Here is a 25,209-nt window from a genome sequence, read left to right on the forward strand (position 1 = left end):
GTTATCTCCCCGCCGCGCGCCAGCGGCCAACGTAGCGTTCCAGCAGCTTCATGCACGCGGTCAGAACCAGTGCCATGCCGAAATACATGAACAGGACCAGGGTGTAGACGGTCACGCTGTCCTGAGTGAAATTGCGGATCTGTTCGGCGCGGAAAGCCATGTCGCCGAGCGAGATCAGCGACACCAGCGCGGTATCCTTCAGATTCTGGACCGCGAGATTGCCGAAGGTCGGCATCATTTCCGGAATCGCCTGGGGCAGCGTGATGCGCCACAGCCGCTTGCGCGAGGTGAAATTGAGCGCCGTCGCCGCCTCGTACTGCTCCTTGGGCACGGCCTGCACGGCGCCACGCACGACCTCGGCACCGTAGGCACCAATGTTCAGCGCCAGCGCGACGACCCCTGCCACCACCGGCGGAAAACGCAGGTCGAGACCGATCGCCTGCCCCATGATGGGCAGCGCAAAGTAGATCCAGAACAGTTGCACCAGCAGCGAGGTGCCGCGGAAGATTTCGATGTAGGCAACGCTGATCCCCTTGAGGAGGGGATTGTGAGACAGCTTGCCGAGACCGAAGAGGAAGGCACAGATACCACCCAGGATCGTCGAGTAGACCGTGAGCTGCACGGTCACCCACGCACCCTGGGACAAGGGGGCGAGATAGCTCGTCCATTCCATCGGGGAGACTCCGCATTCGCTAACGAACGGTCCCGGCAGTACCGGCACCGTTCAAGGACGAACCGAATGCTCGCCCGAGAACCGTGGTCTCGAGCGAGCGTTCGCTGTCACATCGGGTTCAGAAGTTCGATTGCAAAACTCAAGAATCCGCAGTGCAGAGCTCTTCCGTGGTGCGGTGACTGGAGCCGTCGACATCGGCCTGACTGAAGCCGTAGCTCATCAGCGTCTCGCTCCAGTCATCGGTCTGCTTGTACTCTTTAAGCGCCTCGTTGACCGCGTCACGCAGTTCGGTGTTGTCGCTGTTGAACGCGAACGCGCCCCAGCTACGCACTTCTTCGCCATCGATGACCGGGTCGACGAATTCCGCTGCCGGCTCGACGTCATCGCTCTTTCCCGCCAGCTCGCTGACCGTCAGGCTGGTCGCGGCATAGGCATCGGCGCGGCCGGTCGACACCGTGGAGATCGCATCGGCATTGCTGGCGATGGTGACCATGTTTTCCTGCGGTACGCCGAGCGCCTGCAGCATGTCGAGCTGATCCGCGCCCGCCATGATGGCGATCTTGGCGTCACCCTCGACGAAGTCGCTGAACGCGTGCAGATCCTTGGGATTGCCTTCCTTGACCAGCAGCCCCTCGCCGTAGGAGGAGTTGGGCTCGGAGTAGATCACTTGCTGACAGCGATCCGGCAGCACCGCCATCTCGGCCGCGGCGATATCGAAACGGTCCGCCTGCAAACCGGGAATCAGCGAACTGAAGTTGGTGGTGACCCATTCGATATCGTCGACGCCCATCTCGTTCATGATGTGGCGGATGACATCGGGGCCGGCACCTTTGGCCTCGCCGCTCATGTCCATGTAGCCATAGGGAATTTCGTTGGCTACCGCGATCCGGACCGAGCCGGAGTCCTTGATCTCCTGGAGAGACGCGGCCTGCGCGACGCCCACGGCCAGGCAGGAAAGGACGGAACCGGCAATCAGTGTCGTGACGCCTTTATTGATAACGCCTTTATTAATGTTGTGTCGCATCGTTCAAATCTCCGTCTGCAAGGTTCGGATCCGCAGCGGCGGATCACGATTAACTCAAGTTTTCGGTGACGGGCGCATTTATCATTTTCATCTCGCCCAGCTTGGCGTGGCCTTACCAAATTGTCATGATTCACCCTGTACAAACCAGGACAATTCGTGGCAGCTCGATCCGTCTGGATAGTAGCACCACCCAAGCGGCGGGCGTCAAAGCCTTTATTGACCTATGACAATTGCACCCTGGCGCCGTCGAAACCCGCTATTCGCAAGGCGGTTCGGCCATCGCGACGTGAGCAGGCAGCGTGTGGCGCCGTTTCCAGCAGTCACCCAACCCTTGAGGCATGGGTAACATAAACATACGTTCTAGTACCGCCTGTTTTCAATAACGCTTTGCTTGCTACTAATCTCGATCATTTCATCGGGGGCTCAGCGTGCTAACCTTTCGCTCATCGTCCCATTCCAATCGAGAGAGATACCAAACCGCCATGCGAGCTCTGATCCAGCGAGTCAGCCGGGCCTCGGTCGACATCGACGGCGAGACCGTCGGCCGTATCGATCAAGGATTGCTGGCGCTCATCGGCATCGCCGCGGAAGACGACCGGACCAACGCCGACCGCTTGCTGCACAAGCTGCTGCACTACCGGGTGTTCGCGGATGGCGAGGGACGCATGAATTGCAACCTGCAACAGATCGAGGGCGGGTTGCTGCTGGTCTCCCAGTTCACGCTGGTAGCGTCGACCGACAAGGGCCTGCGCCCGAGTTTTTCCAGCGCCGCGCCGCCGGCCCACGGCCAGGCCATGTTCGACTATCTGGTGGAGCAGGCCCAAACGGCGTGGCCCAAAGTGGCAACCGGCCGGTTCGGCGCGGACATGCAGGTCGAGCTGATCAACGACGGGCCGGTGACTTTCATGCTGGAAACTTGAGCTGACCGACGGCTCGGGTAATAACGATGCCCGCCGGATTCGGCGGTGCATAAACAGGGAACAGCGGCCATTCGAGCCGCGATGAAAGGATTCTCGATCATGACTCACCCCCTCGCCATCATTACCGGCGGCGCCCAGGGCATCGGGCGCGCCACGGTGGAGCTCCTGCTGGACGAAGGCTGGCGTGTCGCGGCGCTGGATCGCGATCCGGAAGCGGTGGCCGAACTCGATGCCGACTACCCCGAGGCAACGCTGCTGGCCGTGGTGGTCGACGTCAGCGACGAACTGCAGGTCAAGGAAGCCTTCCAGCATCTGACGGATTGGCAGCAGGAAAACGATCAGTCCACGGGCGTGGATCTGCTGGTCAACAACGCCGGCCTCGCCGACCCGGTGTGTGGCCCGATCGAGGACCTGGCGCTGGCGGACTGGCGACGATGGCAGGAGAGCCACCTGACCGGCGCCTTCCTGTGCACCCGCGCCGCCGTGCCCGGTTTGCGTCAGCGCCGCGGCGCCATCGTCAACATCGCCTCCACGCGCGCCCTGCAATCGGAACCCCACTGCGAGTCCTATGCGGCGGCCAAGGGCGGGCTGCTCTCCATGACCCATGCACTCGCCGTCAGCCTGGGGCCGGAGATTCGCGTCAATGCCATCTGCCCGGGCTGGATCGAAACCGGACCGTGGCAAAAGACTAGCCAGCGTAGCGAGCCTGAACATCGCGATATCGATCGCAACCAGCATCCGGCAGGACGCGTCGGCCAGCCCGCCGATGTCGCCGCGACGATAGCCTTTCTCGCCAGCGACAAGGCGGGGTTCATTACCGGCCAGCACATCAGCGTGGATGGAGGGATGACCAGGAAGATGATCTACGCCGAATGAGCCGCGAGCCGCGAGCCGCGAGCCGCGAGCCGCGAGCCGCGAGCCGCGAGCCGCGAGCCGCGGAATTCAGGATTCGATCACGCTGACAGTTCGCAATCCCTTTCTCGAAGCTCGAAGCTCGAAGCTCGAAGCTCGAAGCTCGAAGCTCGAAGCTCGAAGCTCGAAGCTCGTAGCTCGTAGCTCGTAGCTCGTAGCTCGTAGCTCGTAGCTCGTAGCTCGTAGCCAGCACAGACGCTAGCGGCCAGCGTCGATGGCGTCAGGACTCCGCCTGCGTTAGCTCCGCCTCCAACGCCTCCAAGGCCTCTTCCGCCGCCATCCAGTCACTCTCGAGCTGCTCCACCTCGGCCTGAAGCTCGCCCTGTTCGCGAACCAGGCGCGCCAGCTCGTCCTTGCGGGCGGCGTCGTAGATGTCCGGATCCGCCAGCCGCGCCTCCAGGGCCGAAAGGGCAGCCTGCGCCTTGTCGAGCTTCTTTTCTGCCGCGTCGCGCTGCTTGCGCAGCGGTTTCATCTGCTCGCGACGTTCGGCGGCCGCCCGCCGCGCCGCCTTGCGATCGCCGCCATCCGCCGGCCCTTTCTCCTGGCGCGCCTCCTGCTTCAGATCGCGCCGCCGCTCCGTTTCCCGGGACTTCAGCCACTGATGGTAATCGTCAAGATCGCCATCGAAGGGTTCGACCCGCCCGTCGGCAACGCGCCAGAACGTATCGACGCTGGCCCGCAACAGGTGACGGTCGTGGGAAACGATGATCACCGCGCCTTCGTATTCCGCCAGCGCTTCGGCCAGCGCCTCGCGCATGTCCAGATCGAGGTGGTTGGTCGGCTCGTCCAGCAGCAGCAGGTTGGGCTTTTCCCAAGCTACCAGCGACAGCGCCAGACGCGCCTTCTCGCCGCCGGAGAACCGCGACACGTCGCCGAACACGTCGTCGCCACGAAAACCGAAGCCACCGAGGAAGTTGCGAATCGACAGATCGCTGGCCGTGGGCGAAAGCCGCTGCACGTGGGTGAACGGCGTCGCACCGAGATCCAGATGCTCCAGTTGATGCTGGGCGTAGTAGCCCACCACCAGGTTCTCGCCCGGTATGCGAGCGCCGGCGAGCGGCGGCAGATCGCCGATCAGGGTCTTGATCAGCGTCGATTTACCCGCGCCGTTGGGCCCCAGCAAGCCGATACGCTCACCGGGCAGGATCGACGCCTTCACGCCTTCGAGGATCGTGCGCTCGGGATAACCCAGGGCGGCCCGATCCAGCGACAGCAGCGGCGTCGAGGTCTTGTCGGCACACGGCAGCTGAAAGCGGAACGGAGAATCGACCCGCGCCGCGGCGATGGTCTCCATGCGCTCTAGCATCTTCAACCGGCTCTGGGCCTGGCGCGCCTTGGTCGCCTTGGCGCGGAAGCGCTCGACGAAACCTTCGATCTCGGCCCGCCGCGTCTGCTGTTTCTCGAACGCTGCCTGCTGCTGGAGCTGACGCTCGGCACGGGCACGTTCGAAGGCACTGTAGTGGCCGCGATAGAGCATCAACTGGCCCTGGTCGATGTGCAGGATGTGATCGCAGACCGCGTCGAGGAAATCGCGATCGTGGGAGATCAGCATCAGCGTGCCGGGATAGCGCGTCAGCCACTGCTCGAGCCACAGCAGCGCATCCAGATCCAGGTGGTTGGTCGGCTCGTCGAGCAACAGGATTTCCGACGGCGTGAACAGCGTCCGGGCTAGGCCCACGCGCATCCGCCAGCCGCCGGAGAAGGCCGCCAGCGGGCGGTAGAGATCGTCCTGAGCGAATCCCAGCCCGGCGAGCAGCTGTTCGGCGCGGGCCCGGGCGGTATAGCCATCGAGCGCCTCGATCTGGCCGTGCAGCACGGCCTCGCGCTGCATATCGCCGTTGGCCTGTGCCTCGGCCAGCGCGGTCTCCGTCTCGCGCAAGGCGGCGTCACCGTCGAGCACGAACTCCACCAGCGGCCGTTCGATGGCGGAAACCTCCTGCGCCATGCGGGCGATCCGCTTGCCACCGGCGATCTCCACGCTGCCGGCATCGGCGCCGAGCTCACCGCGGATCAGCGCGAACAGGCTCGACTTGCCGGCACCGTTGGCGCCGACGATGCCGACCTTCTGCCCCTCGTGCAGCATCAGGTCGACGCCCTCGAACAGTCGTCGGGTGCCGCGTTGCAGGGCGAGTTGGCGGAATGCGATCATGCCGGGCTCCAGGGCGCATCGAATGGGCGCTCATTCTACCAGCCATCCGCCATCGGTATGGAATGCCATGTCCGCCTCCGCCGCGACCGATTCACTCTGGTCCGATTCACTCTGGTCCTATGCCCTGGACCGCTACGCTCGCCCCAATGTGGAGGCCGAATGCCTGGCGCTGCAGGATGAACACGGCTGGGACATCTGCGAACTGCTGTGGGTCGCCTGGCTGAGCGAACGCCACCAACGCCCCGATCCCGCGGCAGCCGATGCCCTGGCCGAGGCGAGACGCTGGCAACGCGAGATGACCGTGCCGCTGCGCGAGCGCCGCCGCGCGCTAAAGGCCGAGGCGCACCGGCGACCGCAGTTGGAGCCGTTACGACAGCTGCTCAAGCAGGCCGAGCTGCAGGCCGAGCGCGAGATGCTGGCGCGCCTGGAAGCGCTCCCCACGTTTGTCGCCGAGGTGAATTCCCCGCTCGAGCAGGCACTGGTTTCCTGCCAAACATTGCGCGACATGACGGCCGACGATTACCCGCCGTTACGCCGATTGCTGGCGCGCTGGACAATCGATGCCCCGGATGCGGAACCAAAACCCACCTGTTAGAGTCACAACACGACTATCCGGCCGATGTTCGAGGCTTCTTCACACTCTGGCCAACATCGGTTTCATTCGTGACCCAAGGAGTTTGCATGAAACGTTTGGTAACCGCCGTCGCGCTCGGCAGCATCATGACGCTGCCGCTGACAGCCTTCGCCCAGGACAAGATCGACCTCGACAGCGACCAGGCGAAGCTTAGCTACAGCATCGGCGCCACGCTGGGTCAGGGTCTGTCCAAGGACATCAAGGATCTCGACGTCGACGCCTTCGCGGCGGCCATCAAGGACGTCTACGGCGATGCCGACCTGCAGATGAGCCAGGACGAGATCAGCAGCACGCTGACCCAGTATCAGCAGCAGAAGATCGCCGAGCAGAAGGCCGAGCAGAAGAAGGTCGCCGACGAGAACCGCAAGAAGAGCGAAGCCTTCCTGGCCGAAAACGCCAAGAAAGACGGCGTCGAGACCACCGATTCCGGCTTGCAGTACAAGGTCCTGGAATCCGGTGACGGCGAATCCCCGAGCGCCGACGATACCGTTCGCGTCAACTACGAAGGCACCCTGCCGGACGGCACCGTCTTCGACAGCTCCTACAAGCGTGGCGAGCCGATCTCGTTCAAGGTCGATCAGGTCATCCCCGGCTGGCAGGAAGCGCTGAAGATGATGCACGTCGGCGATACCTGGGAAATCGCCGTTCCCTCCGACCTCGCTTACGGCCCGGCCGGTACCGGCGGCCCCATCGGCCCCAACCAGGCGCTGAAGTTCAAGGTCGAGCTGCTTGCCGTCAATCCCGACGACAGCGCTGACGACAGCAGCAGCGATGCGGGTGACGACGGCGACAGCTAAACGCCGACGGCGTGGCTTTCGTCTTGCTCGCCACGTTCACTTACCGTTTCAACCGACGCCGGCCCATCGAGGCCGGCGTCGGCGTTCAGAGGCAGCGCTTGTCGCCTCGCCCCGCCGATGGACCGCCCAGTTCTCGGCTGTCGAAGTCGAACCAGCTTCCCTTCAGGCCATGATCGCTCAGCACTACCACCTGCGCCCGCCAGGCATCCACGTGAGCGCTGCACAGCCCCAGCGTCCCCTGCCCGACGAACAAGCCACCCCCTTGCGACTGAAGCGACAGCCGTCGCGATTGCACGTTCATGTCGCGGCCGATGAACTGCACCGTCACCGATTGCGGCGCGCGACCGTGAACACGAACCTCGAACGTCAACGTGTCTTCGCCATCGCGTGTCTCCTGCAGCGCAAACGCCAATGAGGAATCGATCCCCAGGTTGGCGTGGCACCCTCCCTCCAGCAGCACGCAGCCTTGTGCCGGCGGATACCAGGTCACGTCACGGGTCGACTCGCGCAGATAGTAGTAATCGAGCAAATACCAGAGCGCGATGACGATCGTCATCAAGGTGACACCGATCAGCAGGTTGAGCATCCGCGGTCTGGTGGTTTCCTCTTCGTAGGCAGCCATGGACTTTCGAAGACTCCAAGCGTTGGGTATTAATCGATAAACTGGCCGGCACCGGCGCCTCGAACCTCATCGAAGCGCTCGACAAGGATGACACATGAGCGACATCGCTAACGCCCTTGGCCCGCTATTTCTATTGATTCTACTCGGTGCCGCATTGGGTTGGGCACGTTTCCCGGGCGGCGATTTCTGGCCCCGACTCGAGCGCTTCATCTACTACCTGCTGTTCCCGGCCATGCTGGTGGCGACGCTGGCGACCGCCGACGTCCGCCAGGTCCCGGTGCTTCGGCTCGGCGTGACGCTGCTCGGCACCATGACACTGCTGGGCCTAGGCCTCTGGCTGGCGCGACATCGTCTGGCGCTGGCGCCACCCGCCTTCACCTCGACCTTTCAGGGCGTGGTGCGCTTCAACACCTATGTCGGCGTCGCCGGCGCCACGGCGCTGCATGGCGCGGCCGGCACCACGGTGGCGGCCGTGGCAGTCGCGCTAATGGTGCCGACCGCCAATATCCTCTGTGTGCTGGCCTTCATCGCCTCCGGCACGCTGGGTAGCGCCAGCCTGCGTCGCAGCGCCGTGGCGTTGCTGCGCAACCCGCTGATTCTCGCCTGTCTATTGGGTATCGTGCTGAATCTCGGCGGTATCGGCCTGCCCGGCTGGAGCTTCGAGGCCATCGAACTGCTCGGCGATGCGGCCCTGCCGCTGGGGCTGGTCGCCGTCGGCGTGGCACTGCGCCCGCAGGCACTGTGGCACAGCGGCAAGGCGTTCTGGCTGTCGAGCGCACTCAAGCTGCTCGTCACCCCGATGATCGTATTGACGCTGGCCTGGATGGTCGGCCTTCACGGCGCGGATCGCGACATCGCGCTGCTGTTCGCTGCACTGCCGACCGCGACATCGGCGTATATCCTGGCCCGCCAGCTGGGCGGTGACGCAGAACTGATGGCCGCCGTGATTACTGGTCAGACGCTGCTGGCGATGGCGACATTGCCGCTGCTCTTGAACGCTTTTGGCGTGAACTGAGCACACGGATTCGGATGCGCCGACTGCCCCAAATAAAAAAGATTCTCGTTACGCTTGCAACGATGAATGAGAATGATTAACCTTTACATCGTGGCGTCGCCAAACGCCACTGACCACAGCAGCGAATGTCAGGTTCCTGCCATGGTTATCTCCTCCTCATGCTAGTCACGGTCCTTAGTGCCGCCCTGCCCAGGGCGGCTTTTTTGTTCTCATCTCTTCTCAGCCTCTGCTGCGAGGCATCAGGCCCCTCTTCGAGGACAATTTCGAACGCTGCGATATCGGCTCTCCTGGAGTCTGCTCGAAAGCGTGATGCAACCGAAGCATCGTTGCAGCCTACTGCATCAGCGCACCGTCCGTTTCGAGCGCCACGCCTTCGACGCCATACTGATTGGCCAGGGCGAGCAGATAATGGCGCAGCGCGCGGCGCGACGCCTGCTCGCGCAGCGTATGATGCACCCGGCCGGCGACCCGCTCGAAGGGCAGCGGCTGCCCGTCGATGCGCCGGTCGATCGCCACGATATGCCAGCCGTAGCGTGAAGCCAGCGGACGATTGTGCAGCCCCTCCGGCAGATGGCGCAGCGCATTGTCCAGCTCCTCGACGGTCTGCCCCGGTGCCAACCAGCCCAGCCGGCCGCCGTCCTCCCGCGATGGGCAGGCCGAATGGCGCATCGCCAGCTCATCGAAGCGCTCGGGATGGTCAGCCAGCTCGACCAGCAGCGTCTCGCCCAGGCGCCGCTGGGCATCGCGTGCCGCACTGTCGTCAGGCGCGGCAGCGAGCAGGATATGACGTACATCGAGCCGCGTCGGAGTCCTGAAACGCTCGGGATGAGCGGCAAAGAAGCGGCGGCAGGCCGCCTCGTCCGGCTCGGGAGTATCCAGTTCATGCTCCAGCAGTTGGGTCAGGCGCGCTTGCTCATTGTCAGGATCGTGCGCCAGCCCCAGCTCATCAGCGCGCAGGGTGAGCAACTCGCGGATCGCCAGCGCTCGGGCGGCCTGCCTGAACGCCTCCTCAGGGGTGGCCGCGCTGTAATACTGCATCTCGCGGGCGACGGTCTCCTCCGCGATGACCGTGGCGCCGACCCGAATGACCGGATGGTCACTGTCGGCCGGCAGTTGTTCGATGGCGATTTCTTGCATCTCGATCCCCTTGGTGAACCTGATGAAATGGAGCGCGCAGAGTGCGGGCAGCCGCTCTTATGCCCGGCGACGCACCAGTTGGTAACGCCTTCCGATATAGCCCAGCGGCGCGCTCCATATATGCACCAGCCGCGTGAAGGGAAAGAGCAGGATGATCGTCAGGCCGATCAGGATATGCAGCTTATAGATCAGTCCCACTGCGACGAGGTGATCCGCCGCACCGCCGCGGAAGAAGATGATGCCCTGGGCCCAGTCCGCCAGCTGCAGCATCACGCTGCCGTCGAGGTGATGGACGGCAGAGAAGATCGTCAACAGCCCCAGCGACACCTGCGCGACCAGCAGGGCAAGAATCAGGATATCGGCGGTGCTCGACGTGGCGCGCACCCGCGGATCGGTCAGTCGGCGATGGAGCAGGATCAGCCCGCCGACCAGACACATGATGCCGGCGATGCCGCCGACAACGATGGCGAGAAGCTGCTTGTTTCCCGCGGCGATGAAGGGCGCATAGACCCAGTGCGGCGTCAGCAGCCCGACCAGATGGCCGAAGAAGATGACGATAATGCCGATATGGAACAGGTTGCTGCCCAGCCGCAGGCGGCGGTGGCTCAGCAACTGGCTGGAGCCGGTTTTCCAAGTGTACTGGCCGTGATCGAAGCGCAGCAGGCTGCCGACCAGAAAGACCGTGCCAGCCAGATAGGGGTAGAAGCCGAACAGCAGTGTATTGAGATAACTCATGGCGGGACTCCTTGCATCAGGAAACCGGACGATCGGGATTAGCGTCAGACGCCGGGGATTCGACGATGCGCAGCGGCACATCGCTCCGGAAATCGCGCTTGAGCTGTGCCTGGCGCCGCCCGGTGGCCGATTGCAGCGCACAGTCCTGATCGGAGGTGGCGGAAAAGCGCACCGCCTCCTCCTCCCAGACCGCATCCAGCGCGGCGGGCGTATCGTCGCGGGGCTCCTCACGCGCGTGTTCGAGATGGTCGTCGATGGTGTCCTCCATGCCGATCATCGCCAGCAGCGACGCCGGCACCAGGGCATGATCGCTGTCACGCTCGATCAACCGTGCCGCCAGCCGTGCCAGGATATGCGCCACCTCGCCGAGCTGGCGGGCGATCTCCTCGTCATCGCGGGTGGACAGAAACTCCAGGAACAGCGGCAGATAGTCCGGCAGTTCGCGGGCCGACAGCTCGAAACCCGCGGCATGGTAGTGGGCGAGCAGATCGACCATCGCCTGGCCACGGTCACGCGATTCACCGTGGACGTGTTCGAACAGCAGCAGCGACGTGGCGCGACCGCGGTCGAACAACGCCACGTAATCGGCCTGCAGGTCGAGCAGGTCAGCATTGGCGATGGCGGTGATCCACGTCTTGATCTCGAAGCGGTGCTCGCGGCTCAGGTGTGCCTCGCCATCGATGACCTCAAGCATTTCCGCTGCGGCCTGCTGCAGCTCAACGGTCGGGTAGTCGAGCAGGCGCGCCAGTACGATCAGACTACGCATCGTTGGCCTCCCGCGGCTGCCTGGCCTTGTCAGGCGAGTAATAGCCCACCGCCTCGTCATGATCGGTCAGCGGCTTGACCAGCGTCGCGGTCTGCTTGCGCCCGCCGAACAGGCTGACGGTATTGTCGCCGCCGTTGCAGCCGCTGCCGAACGAGAAACCGCAACCGCCGCGCTCGGGGAACGCCTCGCGGGCCAGCTCGCGGTGGCTGGCAGGGATCACGAAACGGTCTTCGTAGTTGGCAATCGCCAGATAGCGGTACATCTCCTCGACCTGCGCCACGCTCAGCCCTACCGCATCGAGTACCTCGCTGGCCTCGCGGCCCTCGACCTGCTGGGCACGCTTGTAGACCCGCATCGCCATCAGCCGCTTGAGTGCCATGACCACCGGTGCCTCTTCGCCGGCGGTGAGCAGGTTGGCGAGATACTTGACGGGAATGCGCAGCGACTCGATCTGCGGCAGCACACCGTCGCTTTCGATGTGGCCCGCTTCGGCCGCCGACTGGATCGGTGACAGCGGCGGCACGTACCACACCATCGGCAGGGTGCGGTATTCGGGGTGCAGCGGCAGTGCCAGTTGCCAATCGATCGCCAGCTTGTAGACCGGCGACGCCTGGGCGGCTTTGATCACGTTGTCGGGAATGCCGTCGCGCCGTGCCTGGGCGATCACCTCCGGGTCATGGGGGTCGAGGAATATCTCGCACTGGCGATGGTAGAGGTCGCGCTCATCGGCGGAAGCGGCGACTTCCTCGATGCGGTCGGCGTCATATAGCAGCACGCCGAGGTAGCGGATACGGCCGACACAGGTCTCCGAGCATACTGTCGGCATGCCCGATTCGATGCGCGGATAGCAGAAGATGCACTTCTCGGACTTGCCGCTCTTCCAGTTGTAATAGATCTTCTTGTACGGGCAGCCGGAAACACACATCCGCCAGCCACGGCACTTGTCCTGGTCGATCAGCACGATGCCGTCTTCCTCGCGCTTGTAGATCGCCCCACTCGGACAGGACGCCACGCAGGCCGGGTTGAGGCAGTGCTCGCACAGCCTGGGCAGGTACATCATGAAGGTGTTTTCGAACTGGCCGTAGATGTCGGCCTGGACCTGGTCGAAATTCTTGTCGCGGCGCCGCTTGGCAAACTCGGTGCCGAGGATTTCTTCCCAGTTCGGGCCCCATTCGATCTTGTTCATGCGCTGGCCGCTGATCAGTGAACGTGGCCGCGCCACCGGCTGATGCTTGCTCTCGCCGGCCTTGTGCAGATGCTGGTAATCGAAGTCGAACGGCTCGTAGTAGTCGTCGATCTCGGGCAGGTCGGGGTTGGCGAAGATGTTTGCCAGCACCCGCCACTTGCCGCCGATGCGCGGCTCGATGGAACCATCGGCGCGCCGCAGCCAGCCGCCCTTCCACTTGCTCTGGTTCTCCCACTGCTTGGGATAACCGACACCCGGCTTGGTTTCGACGTTGTTGAACCAGGCGTATTCCACGCCTTCACGGCTGGTCCACACGTTCTTACAGGTCACCGAGCAGGTATGACAGCCGATGCACTTATCGAGATTGAGCACCATGCCCACTTGCGAACGGATTTTCATTTCACAGTCTCCTGCTCATAATCGTTGCCTTCGCCATCCAGCCAGTCGACGTGGTGCATCTTGCGCACGATGACGAACTCGTCGCGGTTGGAGCCGACGGTGCCGTAGTAATTGAAGCTGTAGGAGAGCTGGGCGTAGCCGCCGATCATGTGGGTCGGCTTGGGACAGACGCGGGTCACCGAGTTGTGAATGCCGCCGCGGGTGCCGGTCACTTCGGAGCCGGGAATGTTCACGATGCGCTCCTGGGCGTGGTACATCATCGCCATGCCGTTCTTGACCCGCTGACTGACCACCGCCCGGGCCGCCACCGCACCGTTGGCGTTATAAAGCTCGATCCAGTCGTTGTCCTCGACGCCGATGGCGCGCGCATCGTCCTCGGATAGCCACACGATCGGGCCACCGCGTGACAGCGTCAGCATCAGCAGGTTGTCCGAGTAGGTGGAATGGATGCCCCACTTCTGGTGCGGGGTGATCCAGTTCAGCGCGATTTCCGGATTGCCATTGCCGCGCGGCGCCTTGAGGCTGCTGATCGCCTTGGTATCGATGGGCGGGCGGTAGACCAGCAGGCTCTCGCCGAAGGCGCGCATCCAGGCGTGATCCTGATAGAACTGCTGGCGGCCGCTCACGGTGCGCCACGGGATCAACTCGTGGACGTTGGTGTAGCCGGCGTTGTAGGACACATGCTCGTCTTCCAGCCCCGACCAGGTCGGGCTGGAGATGATCTTGCGCGGCTGGGCGACCACGTCGCGGAAACGGATCTTCTCCTCATGCTTGGGCAGCGCCAGGTGGGCATGCTCGCGGCCGGTGATCTTCGACAGCGCCTCCCATGCCTTGACCGCCACCTTGCCGTTGGTCTCCGGCGCCAGCGTCAGGATCATCTCGGCGGCATCGATCGCCGTCTCGATGCGCGGCCGCCCGCGGGCCGCGCCGTCATGCTTGCGCTGGTTGAGCTTACCGAGCAGCTCGATCTCGGACTCGGTCTGCCAGTTGATGCCCTTGCCGCCGTTGCCAAGCGTATCGAGCAGCGGCCCGACCGAGGTGAAGCGTTCATAGGTCGCCGGGTAGTCGCGCTTGACCGCCACCAGGCTCGGCATGGTCTTGCCGGGGATCGGCGCACATTCGCCTTTCTTCCAGTCGCGCACCTCGGGCTGGGCCAGCTCCCCGGGCGAATCGTGCTGCAGCGGCAGCGTGACCAGATCGGTCTCTTCGCCGAGATGCCCCACGCACACCCGTGAAAACGCCTTGGCGATGCCCTTGTAGATCTCCCAGTCGCTGCGCGACTCCCAGGCCGGGTCGGTGGCCGCGGTCAGCGGGTGAATGAAGGGATGCATGTCCGAGGTGTTGAGGTCGTCCTTTTCGTACCAGGTCGCCGTCGGCAGCACGATGTCGGAATACAGGCAGGTGGTCGACATGCGGAAGTCGAGGGTGACCAGCAGGTCGAGCTTGCCTTCCGGCGCCTCCTCGCGCCACACCACTTCCTCGGGCAGCACGCCGTCCATCTCGCCGAGATCCTTGCCCTGCACGCCGTTGCGGGTGCCGAGCAGGTACTTGAGCATGTATTCATGGCCCTTGCCGGAGCTGCCCAGCAGGTTGGAGCGCCACACGAACATATTGCGCGGGAAGTTCTGCGGGCTATCCGGGTCCTCGGCCGCAAAGCGCAACGTACCGGCCTTGAGCTGGTCGACGACGTAATCGTTGAGCGGCTGGCCCGCTTCTGCGGCGGCAGCGGCCAGGCGCAGCGGATTGCGGTCGAGCTGCGGCGCCGACGGCAGCCAGCCCATGCGTTCGGCACGGACATTGAAGTCGATCAGGCTGCCGCTGTAGTCCTCGCGCCGCGCCAGCGGCGACAGCAGTTCCTTGACCTCGACCTTCTCGAAACGCCATTGGCTGGAGTGGTTGTAGAAGAACGAGGTGCCGTTCATCTGCCGCGGCGGACGGTTCCAGTCGAGGCCGAAGGCGAGCGGCAGCCAGCCGGTCTGCGGGCGCAGCTTCTCCTGGCCAACATAGTGGGCCCAGCCGCCGCCGCTCTGCCCGATGCAGCCGCACAGGATCAGCATGTTGATCAGGCCGCGGTACTGCATGTCCATGTGATACCAGTGGTTCAGGCCCGCCCCGACGATGATCATCGAACGGCCATGAGTCTTGTCGGCATTGTCGGCAAACTCCCGCGCCAACCGGATCACCTGCGCCGCCGGCACGCCGGTGATCGCCTCCTGCCACGCCGGCGTATAGGGGCGCAACTGATCGAAGGCGGTGGCGCCGTCATCCTCCCCTTCTCCGCCCAGGCCGCGGTCGATGCCGTAGTTGGCGACCATCAGGTCGAACACGGTCACCGCCAGTACCTCGCGGCCGTCCGCCAGGGTCAGGCACCTGGCCGGCAGGCTGTGGTAGAGCACGTCGTTGCCGGCCACATGGCTGAAATGCTCATGGGGAACCCCGCCGAAATAGGGGAAGGCAACCTTGGCGACGCGGTCGTGGCTGCCGGCCAGCGACAGTTGCAGCGAGACCTCGTTGCCGTCGGCATCGAGCGGCTCAAGGTTCCAGCGGCCTTCGCTGCCGTCCTGCTCGCCACTCTTTTCACCCCAGCGGAAGCCGATGGAGCCGCGCGGCACCACCAGACGGTTGCTGGTTTCATCCCAGGCAACGGTCTTCCACTCGGGATTGTTGTCCTGGCCCAGGCTGGCATCGAAATCGCTGGCACGCAGCTGCTTGCCGGGCACGAAACTGCCATCCTCGCGTGCTTCCAGCTCGACCAGCATCGGCATGTCGGTGTAGCGGCGCACGTAGTCGGTGAAGTAGGCGCTGGGCTTGTCGAGGTGAAACTCCTTGAGGATGACATGGCCCATCGCCATGCTCAGCGCCGCGTCGGTGCCCTGCTTGGGGCTCAGCCATTCGTCGCACAGCTTGGCGACCTCGGCGTAATCGGGAGTGATCGCTACCGTCTTGGTGCCCTTGTAGCGCACTTCGGTGAAGAAGTGCGCGTCGGGGGTCCGTGTCTGCGGCACGTTGGAGCCCCAGGCGATGATGTAGTTCGAGTTGTACCAGTCCGCCGATTCGGGCACGTCGGTCTGTTCGCCCCAGGTCATCGGCGAGGCCGGCGGCAGGTCGCAGTACCAGTCGTAGAAGGACAGGCACACCCCGCCGATCAGCGACAGATAGCGCGCCCCCGAGGCATAGGAAATCATCGACATCGCCGGAATCGGCGAGAAGCCGATGATACGGTCCGGGCCGTACTGCTTGGCGGTATAGACGTTGGCGGCAGCGACCAGGGTTTCGAGCTCTTCCCAGCTGGCGCGCACGAAGCCGCCCATGCCGCGCACCTTCTTGTACTGCGCGGTCTTGGCCGGGTCCTCGACGATGGAGGCCCAGGCATCGACCGGGTCGTCATGTACGGCCAGTGCCTCACGCCATAGCTGGATCAACGCCTTGCGCACCGTCGGATACTTGAGGCGGTTGGCGCTATACAGATACCACGAATAGCTCGCCCCGCGCGGGCAGCCGCGCGGCTCATGGTTGGGCAGGTCCGGGCGGGTACGCGGGTAGTCGGTCTGCTGGGTTTCCCAGGTCACCAGCCCGTTCTTGACGTAGATCTGCCAGCTGCACGAGCCGGTGCAGTTGACGCCATGGGTCGAGCGCACGACCTTGTCGTGCTGCCAGCGGGCGCGGTAGCCGTCTTCCCAGTCGCGGGTTTCGTCACGGGTTTCGCCATGGCCGCCGGCAAACGGCGTGCGGGGCTTGCGCAGATAATTCAGACGGTCGAGAAAATGGCTCATGAAAGGTTCCTCCTGAATGAGCGTATCAGCACGGTGCCGGTGCATTGCGGCGGGCGTAGTACCACCAGGTCAGCGCCATGCAGCTCAGGTAAAAGACGATGAAGCCGATCAGCGCCGCGCCCACACCACCGGTCAGGCCGATGGAGGTACCGTAGGCCTTGGGGATGAAGAATCCGCCGTAGGCGGCGATGGCCGAAATGAAGCCGAGCACGGCGGCGGTCTCGCGGCTGGCTTCGACCTGTGCCTGTTCGGCATGCGCTTCGCCGAGCGCCTGTCGGCGCTGGTTGAGAAAGATCACCGGTACCATGCGATAGGTGGAACCGTTGCCGATGCCAGTGGCAATGAACAGCACCAGGAACATGACGAAGAAGCCGAAGAAGCTGCCCCCGCCGTGCTCGCCGGGCAGGAAGGTCAGCACCCCGAGGACGCCGACGATCATCAGGGCGAAGTTCCATAGCGTGACCCGCGCACCGCCCAGGCGATCGGAAAGCCAGCCGCCCAGCGGCCGGGCCAGCGCGCCGACCAGCGGGCCGAGGAAGGCGTAGCGGGTCGGGTCGACCGCGGGAAACTGCATGCCGGACAGCAACGGAAAACCGGCGGCAAAGCCCATGAAGCTGCCGAAGGTGCCCAGATAGAGCCAGCACATCAGCCAGTTGTGCTTGCGCTTGAAGATCACCGCCTGATCGCGGAACGAGGACTTGGCGGCGGCGATATCGTTCATGCCGAACCAGGCCGCCAGCGCCGCGATGACGATGAACGGCACCCAGATGAAGGCGGCATTCTGCAGCCAGACCGCATGGCCCTCGGCAGCGCCTGTCATCGCCGTCTGCGGCGCGCCGGCCATCGGCCCCAGCACGCTGCCGGCGATCACCAGCGGGCCAACCAGTTGCAGTACCGAAACGCCCAGATTGCCCAGCCCCGCGTTCAATCCCATGGCAGTGCCCTTCTGGGCCTGGGGGAAGAAAAAGCTGATATTGGCCATGCTCGACGCGAAGTTACCGCCGCCGAAGCCGCACAGCAGGGCGAGAATCAGCATCACGCTGTAGGGCGTTTCGACGTGCTGCAGCGCCACGCCGATCCACAGGCACGGCAGCAGTAGTGATGCGGTGGAAATCGCCGTCCAGCGCCGGCCGCCGAAGATCGGCACCATGAAGCTATAGAAAATGCGCAGCGTCGCGCCGGACAGCGACGGCAATGCCGCCAGCCAGAACAGCTGATTGGGCGTGTAGGGAAAGCCAAGTGTCGGCAGCTTGACCACCAGGATCGACCAGACCGACCACACGGCGAAGGCCAGCAGCAGGTTGGGAATCGAGATCCACAGGTTGCGCCGGGCAATGCGGCGCCCGGTGCGCGCCCAAAAGCCGGCATCTTCCGGGTGCCACTCGTTGAGCACGAAGCCTTTCGGTGCCGCCAGTTCGGGCAGGTCGGTGCTCGGCCGGTGCGCGGCCCATTCGTCGCGCTCGGCCCGGCGGATGGCGTAGTGCATCCAGCCCAGCGCACCGGCCACGATGATGAACATCAGCATGAAGCAGCTCTGCCAGATGCCGACCACGTCGTTGAGCATGCCGAAGGTCAGCGGCAGGAAGAAACCGCCCAGCCCGCCAACCATGCCAACCACACCGCCCACCGCGCCGACATGCTGCGGATAGTAGACGGGGATGTGCTTGAAGACCGCCGCCATGCCCAGCGACATGAAAAAGCCCAGCACGAAGATCAGCGCAATGAAGGCCGGCAACCCTACCGACAGCGAGAAATCGACCTCGCCGCGCACGCCTTCGATCGCATAGTGGGCGGACGGATAGCTGAGCAGAAACAGGCAGGCCACGGCCACGCCGAACGTCCAGTACATCACCCGCCGCGCACCGATCCGATCGGCCAGCCAGCCGCCGAGGATGCGAAACAGCGAGGCCGGCACCGAGAACAGCGCGGCAACGACCCCCGCCGTGGTCAGGCTCAGGCCGTAGACGTTCATCAGATACAGCGGCAGCCACAATGCCAGCGCGACAAAGCCGCCGAAGGTGCAGAAGTAGTACAGCGAGAAGCGCCATACGCGCAGCTCGGCCAGGGGCGCAAGCTGATCGCACAGCGGCACCCGCTGCCGTGCCCGTTCGTCGCGCAGCGGATCGTTCTTGGCCAGCATGATGAAGGCCACGCCTATGGCGGCCAGCACCGTGGCGTAGATCAGTGCCGTCGTCTGCCAGCCCAGCGCGACGAGCAAAAACGGTGCGACGAAGTTGGTCACCGCCGCACCGACGTTGCCGGCGCCGAAGATACCCAGTGCCGTGCCTTGCTGCGCGGCGGGAAACCACGCCGATACATAGGCCACGCCGACGATGAACGAACCGCCGGCCAGCCCCACCCCCAGCGCTGCCAGCAACAGCATGGCGTAGCTGGAAGTAAAGGTAAGCAGGTAGACGCAGGCGGCGGAGGTCAGCATCACCAGTCCAAACACCCAGCGCCCGCCGAAGCGGTCGGTCCAGATACCGAGCAGCAACCGGCTGATCGAACCGGTCAGCACCGGCGTTGCCATTAACAGGCCCAGTTGCGTGTCGGACAACCCCAGCTCCTGCTTGATACGCAGGCCAATGATCGAGAAGATTGTCCACACCGCGAAGCACAGCGTGAAGGCCAGGGTCGAGAGCCCCAGCGCGCGCTGTCGGTCACGGTGGGGCAATGCCACGGAAGTCATCACGATAGTTCCCCTTATGCCAAGCGAGGCTGACAGGGACTACTTTCTCGTCTGAGGACGGCGGCCTTTTTGACTCAGGTCAATTTTTGTAAAAATACTTTACGTTGGTAAACGTAGGGCTAGGGCTAGCCATAAGATCTAGAAGATACCGACGAACAGCGACGGTCAGTAAAGCGGTTGACACGCTACGCTGGCAGGCCTCGTCATATCGGCCGCAGAAGCAGGCATGTTATGCTGCGTTTCCTTACTGCCGCCACGCCATGCTGATCCGCGAATCGTCTCCGGGAGTCATGTCATGCCCATTCCCAGCATCGGATCGAAATACACCCGCTTCCATCGTACCTGCTGCCAGACCTGCAGCTTGAGCGCACTGTGTTTACCGCTGGCGCTGGATGTCCAGGATATGGACCAGTTCAACGCCATCATTCGCCGCCGCGCGCCGCTCAAGAAGGGCGAAGCGCTATTCTGCCAAGGCAGTTCCTTTTCCAGCGTGTTTGCCGTTCGCTCCGGTAGCCTCAAGCAGGTGACGCTCGATCAGAATGGCGAAGAGCAGGTCACCCATTTCTACCTGCCCAGTGAGTTGGTCGGCCTCGACAGCATCAATGAACAGCGGCATCCGGGCTATGTTATCGCGCTCGAGAGAACATCGGTGTGCGAGATCCCCTTCGATCATCTCGATAGCCTTGCCGAACACACCCCGCAGCTTCGCCTGCAGCTGTTACGCAGCATGAGCAAGGAGATGAGCGATGATCGCCGCATGATGCGTCTTTTATCGCGCAAAATCGCCGATGAACGCCTGGCAAGCTTCTTCATCAATCTCGCCATGCGCTTTCAACGCTGCGGCTATTCACCGTACAGCTTCCGCCTGCCGATGACGCGTACCGATATCGGCAACTACCTCGGTCTTGCCGTGGAAACCGTCAGCCGCATCCTGGGTCGCTTCCAGCAGCAGCAACTGATGGCGATCCAGGGCCGCGAGATACATATTCTCGATCTCGAAGCACTCAACACCCTTGCCGAAACGCAGGGGTGTCAACTCGATCAGGTCCGCACGCAGGCAAGCCTTGACGCCTCGGTATCAAGCCTTGACGCCTCGGTATGAAGAAACGTTGCATCGACATGACCGAAACGGAGTCCGTTCGCGAGCAACTGCCGCCTCTCAAACGCGCCGGTAGATGAGATCCCAGACACCGTGACCCAGGCGCTCGCCGCGCTGTTCGAACTTGGTCAGCGGGCGGAAATCGGGGCGTTCGACGAACGGCGCCGTCTCGGCCGGCGCGGTGTTGACGAATCCCGGCGCCTCGGCCATCACCTCCGCCATGAACTCGGCGTAGGCCTGCCAGTCGGTCGCCATGTGCAGCTTGCCGCCCGGCTCGAGGCGGGAACGCACCAGCTCGACGAACGGCAACTGCACGATACGCCGCTTGTGATGTTTCTTCTTGGGCCACGGGTCGGGGAAGAAGAGCTGCAGCGTGTCGATGCTCGCTTCCGGCAGGCAGTCCGCCAGCACGGCGAGCGCGTCCTCGCGATAGACACGAAGGTTGGTGAGCCCGCGCTTGTCGGCCTCGTCGAGCAGCTTGCCCACGCCGGGCGCGTGGACCTCGATGCCGATGAAGTCCGTCTCGGGATGCGTCTCGGCCTGCTCGACCAGCGACTTGCCCATGCCGAAGCCGATCTCCACCACGCAGGGCGCCTTGCGGCCGAACAGCTGCTCGAGATCCTGGCGGCCGTCGGCCAGCGTCAGCCCCCACCTGGGCCAGACCTCCTTCAGGCCACGCTCCTGCGCTGCCGTCATGCGTCCGGCGCGCAGCACGTAACTCTTGATGCCACGGCGCACGGGCGCCTCTTCGGCGGGGGATTGGGTATCGGGCGTCATCTTGTCAGTCATGCGGAGGAGTCAACAGGGCAAGTAAAGGGAATGGCCGCTGGCTGGCTGCGGCCCTAAGGGAGTCGACCGGAAGGCTCAGGCGTTGATCCGCCCGGCGAACGGCGAAGAAGGGCTGGCGCCCTGGCGGCGCGGCATGCGTTCGGCGAGAAACGCTTCGCGCCCGGCTTCGATCGCCTTGCGCATGGCGTGAGCCATCATCACCGGATGCCTGGCGTGAGCGATGGCGGAGTTCATCAGCACGCCATCGCAGCCCATCTCCATCGCCAGCGCCGCATCGGAAGCCGTGCCGATGCCGGCATCGACCAGCACCGGCACCTCGGCGTGCTCGATGATGAGCGCCAGCGTCGCCGGATTGAGCAGGCCGTTGCCGGAGCCGATCAGTGAGCCCAGCGGCATCACCGCGCAGCAGCCGCGCTTCTCCAGCTCCTTGGCCACGATCGGATCGTCGCTGGTGTAGACCATCACGTCGAAGCCGTCGTTGACCAAGGTCTCGGCGGCGGCCAGCGTCTCGACCACATTGGGATAGAGCGTCTTCTCGTCGCCCAGCACTTCGAGCTTGACCAGATTGTGACCATCGAGCAGTTCGCGCGCGAGCTTGCAGGTCCGCACGGCATCCTTGGCGGTGTAGCAGCCGGCGGTGTTGGGCAGCAGCGTGTAGCGCGAAGGCGATATCGCATCGAGCAGGTTGGGCTCGTCCGGGTTCTGGCCCAGGTTGGTCCGGCGGACCGCGAACGTCACCACATCGGCAGCGCTGGCCTCGATGGCCGCAGCGGTTTCGTCGAAGTCGCGGTATTTACCGGTACCGACCAGCAATCGAGACGCAAAGCGGCGTCCGGCCACGATCAGCGGGGTGTCCTGGATCAGCTGAGACATGAATGACTCCTGGTCATGGATCTGGCAGGGATCAACCCCCGCCGATGGCATGCACGATCTCCACGCTGTCGCCGTCGTTCAGGCGTGTCTGCGCGTGCAGGCTGCGTGGCACGATCTCTTCGTTGACTTCGATGGCGATGCGCCGCCCCGTCAGGCCGAGCGTATCGACCAGCTGGGCCAGCGTCTGCTCGCCATCGAGCTGGCGGGGTTCACCGTTGAGCTGAATCTGCATGGCGGCCTCCCTGAAGCAGATCTCGAGGAGGCGCATTGTAGCGCCTCGAGGAGAAGCAGGCATCCCGGTCAGGCGTCGCGCGCGACTCGGTCGGTGCTTTCGCGTGCAGGCCAGACGTCGGCGTCGACCTGTTCGGGGCGCTTCAGCACCTGCTTGGGATCGAACGTCGGCTCATGCACGCCCGCCTTGCGCTGACGCTCGTAATCCTTGAGCACGCGCAGCGCGATCGGGCACAGCAGCAGAATCGCGATGAGGTTGGTCGTGGCCATCAGCCCCATGGCGAGATCGGCGAAATCCCACACGAACTGCAGCTGCGCCACGGAACCGATCATCACCATCGCCAGCACCGCAATTCGCAGGACCGAGACGGCGGCCTTGGCACGGCCCCGGAACAGATATTCGATATTGATCTGCGAGTAGGAAAAGTTGGCGATGATCGAGGTGAACGCGAACAGGAAGATGGCGATCGCGATGAAGATCTCGCCGAAGCTGCCAAGGTGATCGACCATCGCGTCCTGGGTCAACTGGATGCCGACGATGTCCTGGCCCGGCGAGGTGCTCATCAGGCGCTCGTAGACGCCGGAGAGCAGAATCACCACCGCCGTGCAGCTGCAGATCACCAGGGTATCGATGAATACGCCGAAGGACTGCACCAGCCCCTGCGCCGCCGGATGCTTGACGTCGGCCTGGGCGGCGGCGTTGGGCGCCGAGCCCATGCCCGCCTCGTTGGAGAACAGGCCACGCTTGATGCCGTTTTCCATCGCGATCTTGATGGTGTAGCCGACAGCGCCGCCCACTGCCGGGCCATAGCCGAAGGCGCTCTTGACGATCAGTTCCAGCATGGCGGGCACTTCGCCGATGTTCACCACCAGCACGTACAGCGCCACCAGGAAGTACCCGATGGCCATGATCGGCACGATCTTCTCGGCGGTGCGCGCCACGGACTTGAGCCCGCCGTAGATCACCAGCGCAGTGATGATCACCAGCGCGACGCCGGTCACCCAGTTGGGGATCGAGAATGCCTGGGACAGGCCCTGCGCGATGGTGTTGGACTGCGCGCCGTTGAAGGCCAGGCCATAGGCGATCAGCAGGAAGATCGCGAACAGCACGCTCATCCAGCGCTGCCCCAGCGCCCGTTCGATGTAGTAAGCGGGGCCGCCGCGGAAGACGCCGTCCTCGTTGCGCTTCTTGTAGGTCTGGGCCAGCGTCGACTCGATGAACGAGGTCGCGAAGCCGACCAGTGCCGTCATCCACATCCAGAAGATCGCCCCGGGACCGCCAACCCACAGTGCGATCGCCACGCCTGCCAGATTACCGGTGCCGACCCGGGCCGCCAGCGAGGTCGCGAAGGCCTGGAAGCCGCTGACGCCACTGCCGGAACCGCGGCTGTTGAAGGTGACGCGAGCCATGTGACCGAACAGCCGGAACTGCATGAAGCGCGTGAGCACGGTGAACAGAAGCCCGGCACCCAGCAGCAGATAAAGCAGAATATAGGTCCAGACGAATTCGCTGATCGGAGTCATGATCGCGTAGACCGCGTCGTGAAGCGTGTTGATGAATTCCATTTCGGAGATCCTTATGGATAACGATGATGTCGCAAGCGCTGCAGGGCGGCTGCCGAGGCGGCTTTTTACGCGCTAGACTTGCGGGCGTCAATTCTGCGGCTGAGGCCCCTAGGGATGGCTGACGCTTCACGCACGGCCGCGCCGGACGCCAACATCCCTAAAGCATAGTCGCCACCAAGGAGTCGCAACATGCATCAAAAGTGGGCATGGAGTTTCGCTGCCTTGAGCGGCTTCATCGTCGTCGCCGCTGGCGCCTTTGGCGCACATGCGCTGAGCAGTACGCTCTCTCCGCGCAATCTCGAAGTCTTCCATACCGCCGTACGCTACCAGGCTTGGCACACGCTGGCCGTCATGGCCGTTCTCGCCTGGCAGGGGCAACGCGCCCTGCGAGGGCAGATGCTGGCCGTCGGGCTCTGGTTCGCGGGAATGGTGCTGTTCAGCGGCTCGCTCTATGCGCTCGTGCTTAGCGGCACGAAACCGCTGGGAATCATCACGCCCTTCGGCGGTTTGCTGTTGATGGCGGGCTGGCTGGTGCTGGCGTGGAGCGCCTCGCGTCAGCGGCCGGCTACGGCGTAGATGGAGGCGTCTTCCATCGGGCCAGCGCTTCAATCATCCCGATCCGGCAGCACGTAGGTCGCGGTGACCAGCGCCACGGGCTCGTCGTCGCCGGTGGAAAAGAGCTGGACCTCGCCTACCGCGAGGCGCTGGCCGAGCTTGAGAATGCGTGCGTTGGCGATCAGATCCCGGTCGCTGCGCGCACGCCGCAGAAAATGGCAGTTGAGATTGCTGGTCACCGCCATCGCCTCCGGCCCGATCTGGGCCAGAATCGCCACATAGAGACAGACATCGGCCAGATTGACCATCGACGGACCGGAAACACAGGCGCCGGGGCGCAGATGCTCGTCCTCGATCGCCAGGCTCATGGTCGCCCGCATGTGATCCACGGCCTCGATAGTGCCCTGACGCTGGGGAAAGACGTCATCGAGGAAATCCTCGATTTCGGCGGCGGTCATTACGGTCATCGGACTCTCCCTGGACGGCGGCGCGACAGGCGGCACAGGATTCGACGGGGAAACAGCGCTGCCGTCAAGATAGCGCAAGCCACCAGCGAGTCACAGAGGGAAGACGGAAGCCACGAGCCGCGAGCCGCGAGCCGCGAGCCGCGAAAGTCAGCATGTGCTTGTAGCGAAGGAAAGGACCAGCGACATCAGTCGCTGGCC

Annotated in this window: 22 protein-coding genes; 7 read left to right on the forward strand and 15 right to left on the reverse strand. The window is 63.9% G+C overall.

What is annotated here, in order from left to right; all coding sequences use genetic code 11:
- Position 1: 1 nt before the first annotated feature.
- Together ehuC and ehuB are read right to left on the reverse strand one after the other, a co-directional pair.
- Positions 2–673 (reverse strand): ectoine/hydroxyectoine ABC transporter permease subunit EhuC, encoded by a 672-nt coding sequence (gene ehuC / locus BC443_RS06445; protein ID WP_071231008.1) that lies wholly within the window; start codon positions 671–673, stop codon positions 2–4.
- Between the two features lie 139 nt (positions 674–812).
- Positions 813–1,697 carry an ectoine/hydroxyectoine ABC transporter substrate-binding protein EhuB gene (gene ehuB / locus BC443_RS06450; protein WP_071231009.1) on the reverse strand — a complete coding sequence of 295 codons (885 nt, stop codon included), beginning with the start codon at positions 1,695–1,697 and terminating at the stop codon, positions 813–815.
- 482 nt (positions 1,698–2,179) lie between these two features.
- On the opposite strand from ehuB, the gene dtd reads away from it, so the two are divergent.
- Both dtd and BC443_RS06460 read left to right on the forward strand, forming a co-directional pair.
- Positions 2,180–2,617, forward strand: a complete 438-nt coding sequence (gene dtd, locus BC443_RS06455; protein WP_071231010.1) for a D-aminoacyl-tRNA deacylase — start codon at positions 2,180–2,182, stop codon at positions 2,615–2,617.
- A 99-nt stretch (positions 2,618–2,716) separates the two neighbouring features.
- On the forward strand, positions 2,717–3,493 hold the full coding sequence (locus tag BC443_RS06460; RefSeq protein ID WP_071231011.1) for an SDR family oxidoreductase: 777 nt from the start codon (positions 2,717–2,719) through the stop codon (positions 3,491–3,493).
- Positions 3,494–3,749: 256 nt separating this feature from the next.
- Here the strand turns inward: BC443_RS06460 and BC443_RS06465 are convergent, their stop codons facing one another.
- Entirely contained in the window at positions 3,750–5,678 is a 1,929-nt protein-coding gene (locus BC443_RS06465; RefSeq protein WP_071231012.1) for an ATP-binding cassette domain-containing protein, read from the reverse strand.
- A 67-nt stretch (positions 5,679–5,745) separates the two neighbouring features.
- On the opposite strand from BC443_RS06465, the gene BC443_RS06470 reads away from it, so the two are divergent.
- Both BC443_RS06470 and BC443_RS06475 read left to right on the forward strand, forming a co-directional pair.
- Complete coding sequence (locus BC443_RS06470; protein WP_071231013.1) at positions 5,746–6,273, forward strand: TIGR02444 family protein; 528 nt, start codon at positions 5,746–5,748, stop codon at positions 6,271–6,273.
- Between the two features lie 86 nt (positions 6,274–6,359).
- A complete protein-coding gene (locus BC443_RS06475; protein ID WP_071231014.1) occupies positions 6,360–7,109 on the forward strand; it encodes an FKBP-type peptidyl-prolyl cis-trans isomerase in 750 nt (249 codons plus the stop codon).
- A gap of 85 nt (positions 7,110–7,194) precedes the next feature.
- On the opposite strand, the gene BC443_RS06480 is transcribed toward BC443_RS06475, so the two are convergent.
- A complete protein-coding gene (locus BC443_RS06480; protein ID WP_071231015.1) occupies positions 7,195–7,731 on the reverse strand; it encodes a hypothetical protein in 537 nt (178 codons plus the stop codon).
- A gap of 94 nt (positions 7,732–7,825) precedes the next feature.
- Here BC443_RS06480 and BC443_RS06485 point away from each other — a divergent pair, with 94 nt between their 5' ends.
- Complete coding sequence (locus BC443_RS06485) at positions 7,826–8,746, forward strand: AEC family transporter (protein ID WP_071231016.1); 921 nt, start codon at positions 7,826–7,828, stop codon at positions 8,744–8,746.
- Between the two features lie 333 nt (positions 8,747–9,079).
- Here BC443_RS06485 and BC443_RS06490 read toward each other — a convergent pair whose 3' ends face one another.
- Genes BC443_RS06490 through BC443_RS06515 form a run of 6 tightly spaced genes read right to left on the reverse strand, consistent with a single transcriptional unit; the run spans position 9,080 to position 19,431 of the window.
- Positions 9,080–9,883: a peptidylprolyl isomerase gene (locus tag BC443_RS06490; RefSeq protein WP_071231017.1), complete on the reverse strand. Its 804-nt coding sequence runs from the start codon at positions 9,881–9,883 to the stop codon at positions 9,080–9,082.
- Between the two features lie 57 nt (positions 9,884–9,940).
- Positions 9,941–10,618 carry a respiratory nitrate reductase subunit gamma gene (gene narI / locus BC443_RS06495; protein WP_071231018.1) on the reverse strand — a complete coding sequence of 226 codons (678 nt, stop codon included), beginning with the start codon at positions 10,616–10,618 and terminating at the stop codon, positions 9,941–9,943.
- 16 nt (positions 10,619–10,634) lie between these two features.
- On the reverse strand, positions 10,635–11,384 hold the full coding sequence (narJ, locus tag BC443_RS06500; protein ID WP_071231019.1) for a nitrate reductase molybdenum cofactor assembly chaperone: 750 nt from the start codon (positions 11,382–11,384) through the stop codon (positions 10,635–10,637).
- Entirely contained in the window at positions 11,377–12,969 is a 1,593-nt protein-coding gene (gene narH, locus BC443_RS06505) for a nitrate reductase subunit beta (protein ID WP_083387249.1), read from the reverse strand. The genes narJ and narH overlap by 8 nt, the downstream gene beginning before the upstream one ends.
- Positions 12,966–16,742, reverse strand: a complete 3,777-nt coding sequence (locus BC443_RS06510; RefSeq protein WP_071231020.1) for a nitrate reductase subunit alpha — start codon at positions 16,740–16,742, stop codon at positions 12,966–12,968. The genes narH and BC443_RS06510 overlap by 4 nt, the downstream gene beginning before the upstream one ends.
- Before the next feature lie 25 nt (positions 16,743–16,767).
- Complete coding sequence (locus tag BC443_RS06515; RefSeq protein WP_071231021.1) at positions 16,768–19,431, reverse strand: MFS transporter; 2,664 nt, start codon at positions 19,429–19,431, stop codon at positions 16,768–16,770.
- Positions 19,432–19,726: 295 nt separating this feature from the next.
- Between BC443_RS06515 and fnr the strand changes: the two genes are divergently transcribed.
- Positions 19,727–20,533: a fumarate/nitrate reduction transcriptional regulator Fnr gene (gene fnr, locus BC443_RS06520; RefSeq protein WP_071231022.1), complete on the forward strand. Its 807-nt coding sequence runs from the start codon at positions 19,727–19,729 to the stop codon at positions 20,531–20,533.
- Positions 20,534–20,590: 57 nt separating this feature from the next.
- Here fnr and trmB read toward each other — a convergent pair whose 3' ends face one another.
- The 4 genes from trmB to BC443_RS06540 form a co-directional block, all read right to left on the reverse strand.
- Entirely contained in the window at positions 20,591–21,319 is a 729-nt protein-coding gene (gene trmB / locus BC443_RS06525) for a tRNA (guanosine(46)-N7)-methyltransferase TrmB (protein WP_071231023.1), read from the reverse strand.
- A 75-nt stretch (positions 21,320–21,394) separates the two neighbouring features.
- Positions 21,395–22,192, reverse strand: coding sequence for a thiazole synthase (locus BC443_RS06530; protein ID WP_071231024.1), 798 nt, complete (start codon positions 22,190–22,192; stop codon positions 21,395–21,397).
- Between the two features lie 31 nt (positions 22,193–22,223).
- Positions 22,224–22,424 (reverse strand): sulfur carrier protein ThiS, encoded by a 201-nt coding sequence (gene thiS, locus BC443_RS06535; RefSeq protein WP_083387268.1) that lies wholly within the window; start codon positions 22,422–22,424, stop codon positions 22,224–22,226.
- Positions 22,425–22,492: 68 nt separating this feature from the next.
- The gene (locus tag BC443_RS06540) at positions 22,493–23,989 is read right to left on the reverse strand and encodes an alanine/glycine:cation symporter family protein (RefSeq protein WP_071231026.1); all 1,497 of its coding nucleotides are present in this window, start codon (positions 23,987–23,989) and stop codon (positions 22,493–22,495) included.
- Positions 23,990–24,178: 189 nt separating this feature from the next.
- Between BC443_RS06540 and BC443_RS06545 the strand changes: the two genes are divergently transcribed.
- Entirely contained in the window at positions 24,179–24,565 is a 387-nt protein-coding gene (locus BC443_RS06545; RefSeq protein WP_071231027.1) for a DUF423 domain-containing protein, read from the forward strand.
- Positions 24,566–24,594: 29 nt separating this feature from the next.
- Here BC443_RS06545 and BC443_RS06550 read toward each other — a convergent pair whose 3' ends face one another.
- A complete protein-coding gene (locus BC443_RS06550; protein ID WP_071231028.1) occupies positions 24,595–25,011 on the reverse strand; it encodes a PaaI family thioesterase in 417 nt (138 codons plus the stop codon).
- Positions 25,012–25,209: the final 198 nt, after the last annotated feature.

Origin of the sequence: Salinicola sp. MIT1003 (genome assembly GCF_001858555.1) — a bacterium.
GTDB lineage: Bacteria > Pseudomonadota > Gammaproteobacteria > Pseudomonadales > Halomonadaceae > Salinicola > Salinicola salarius.

What these genes read in the sequence shown, in the direction of transcription:
- BC443_RS06490 (WP_071231017.1), bottom strand. Translation starts at nt 9,883, where the DNA reads ATGCAAGAAATCGCCATCGAACAACTGCCGGCCGACAGTGACCATCCG.
- BC443_RS06540 (WP_071231026.1), bottom strand. Translation starts at nt 23,989, where the DNA reads ATGGAATTCATCAACACGCTTCACGACGCGGTCTACGCGATCATGACT.
- dtd (WP_071231010.1), top strand. Translation starts at nt 2,180, where the DNA reads ATGCGAGCTCTGATCCAGCGAGTCAGCCGGGCCTCGGTCGACATCGAC.
- narH (WP_083387249.1), bottom strand. Translation starts at nt 12,969, where the DNA reads ATGAAAATCCGTTCGCAAGTGGGCATGGTGCTCAATCTCGATAAGTGC.
- trmB (WP_071231023.1), bottom strand. Translation starts at nt 21,319, where the DNA reads ATGACTGACAAGATGACGCCCGATACCCAATCCCCCGCCGAAGAGGCG.
- BC443_RS06460 (WP_071231011.1), top strand. Translation starts at nt 2,717, where the DNA reads ATGACTCACCCCCTCGCCATCATTACCGGCGGCGCCCAGGGCATCGGG.
- BC443_RS06550 (WP_071231028.1), bottom strand. Translation starts at nt 25,011, where the DNA reads ATGACCGTAATGACCGCCGCCGAAATCGAGGATTTCCTCGATGACGTC.
- BC443_RS06510 (WP_071231020.1), bottom strand. Translation starts at nt 16,742, where the DNA reads ATGAGCCATTTTCTCGACCGTCTGAATTATCTGCGCAAGCCCCGCACG.
- BC443_RS06465 (WP_071231012.1), bottom strand. Translation starts at nt 5,678, where the DNA reads ATGATCGCATTCCGCCAACTCGCCCTGCAACGCGGCACCCGACGACTG.
- narI (WP_071231018.1), bottom strand. Translation starts at nt 10,618, where the DNA reads ATGAGTTATCTCAATACACTGCTGTTCGGCTTCTACCCCTATCTGGCT.
- ehuC (WP_071231008.1), bottom strand. Translation starts at nt 673, where the DNA reads ATGGAATGGACGAGCTATCTCGCCCCCTTGTCCCAGGGTGCGTGGGTG.
- BC443_RS06475 (WP_071231014.1), top strand. Translation starts at nt 6,360, where the DNA reads ATGAAACGTTTGGTAACCGCCGTCGCGCTCGGCAGCATCATGACGCTG.
- fnr (WP_071231022.1), top strand. Translation starts at nt 19,727, where the DNA reads ATGCCCATTCCCAGCATCGGATCGAAATACACCCGCTTCCATCGTACC.
- BC443_RS06480 (WP_071231015.1), bottom strand. Translation starts at nt 7,731, where the DNA reads ATGGCTGCCTACGAAGAGGAAACCACCAGACCGCGGATGCTCAACCTG.
- thiS (WP_083387268.1), bottom strand. Translation starts at nt 22,424, where the DNA reads ATGCAGATTCAGCTCAACGGTGAACCCCGCCAGCTCGATGGCGAGCAG.
- ehuB (WP_071231009.1), bottom strand. Translation starts at nt 1,697, where the DNA reads ATGCGACACAACATTAATAAAGGCGTTATCAATAAAGGCGTCACGACA.
- narJ (WP_071231019.1), bottom strand. Translation starts at nt 11,384, where the DNA reads ATGCGTAGTCTGATCGTACTGGCGCGCCTGCTCGACTACCCGACCGTT.
- BC443_RS06485 (WP_071231016.1), top strand. Translation starts at nt 7,826, where the DNA reads ATGAGCGACATCGCTAACGCCCTTGGCCCGCTATTTCTATTGATTCTA.
- BC443_RS06470 (WP_071231013.1), top strand. Translation starts at nt 5,746, where the DNA reads ATGTCCGCCTCCGCCGCGACCGATTCACTCTGGTCCGATTCACTCTGG.
- BC443_RS06515 (WP_071231021.1), bottom strand. Translation starts at nt 19,431, where the DNA reads ATGACTTCCGTGGCATTGCCCCACCGTGACCGACAGCGCGCGCTGGGG.
- BC443_RS06545 (WP_071231027.1), top strand. Translation starts at nt 24,179, where the DNA reads ATGCATCAAAAGTGGGCATGGAGTTTCGCTGCCTTGAGCGGCTTCATC.
- BC443_RS06530 (WP_071231024.1), bottom strand. Translation starts at nt 22,192, where the DNA reads ATGTCTCAGCTGATCCAGGACACCCCGCTGATCGTGGCCGGACGCCGC.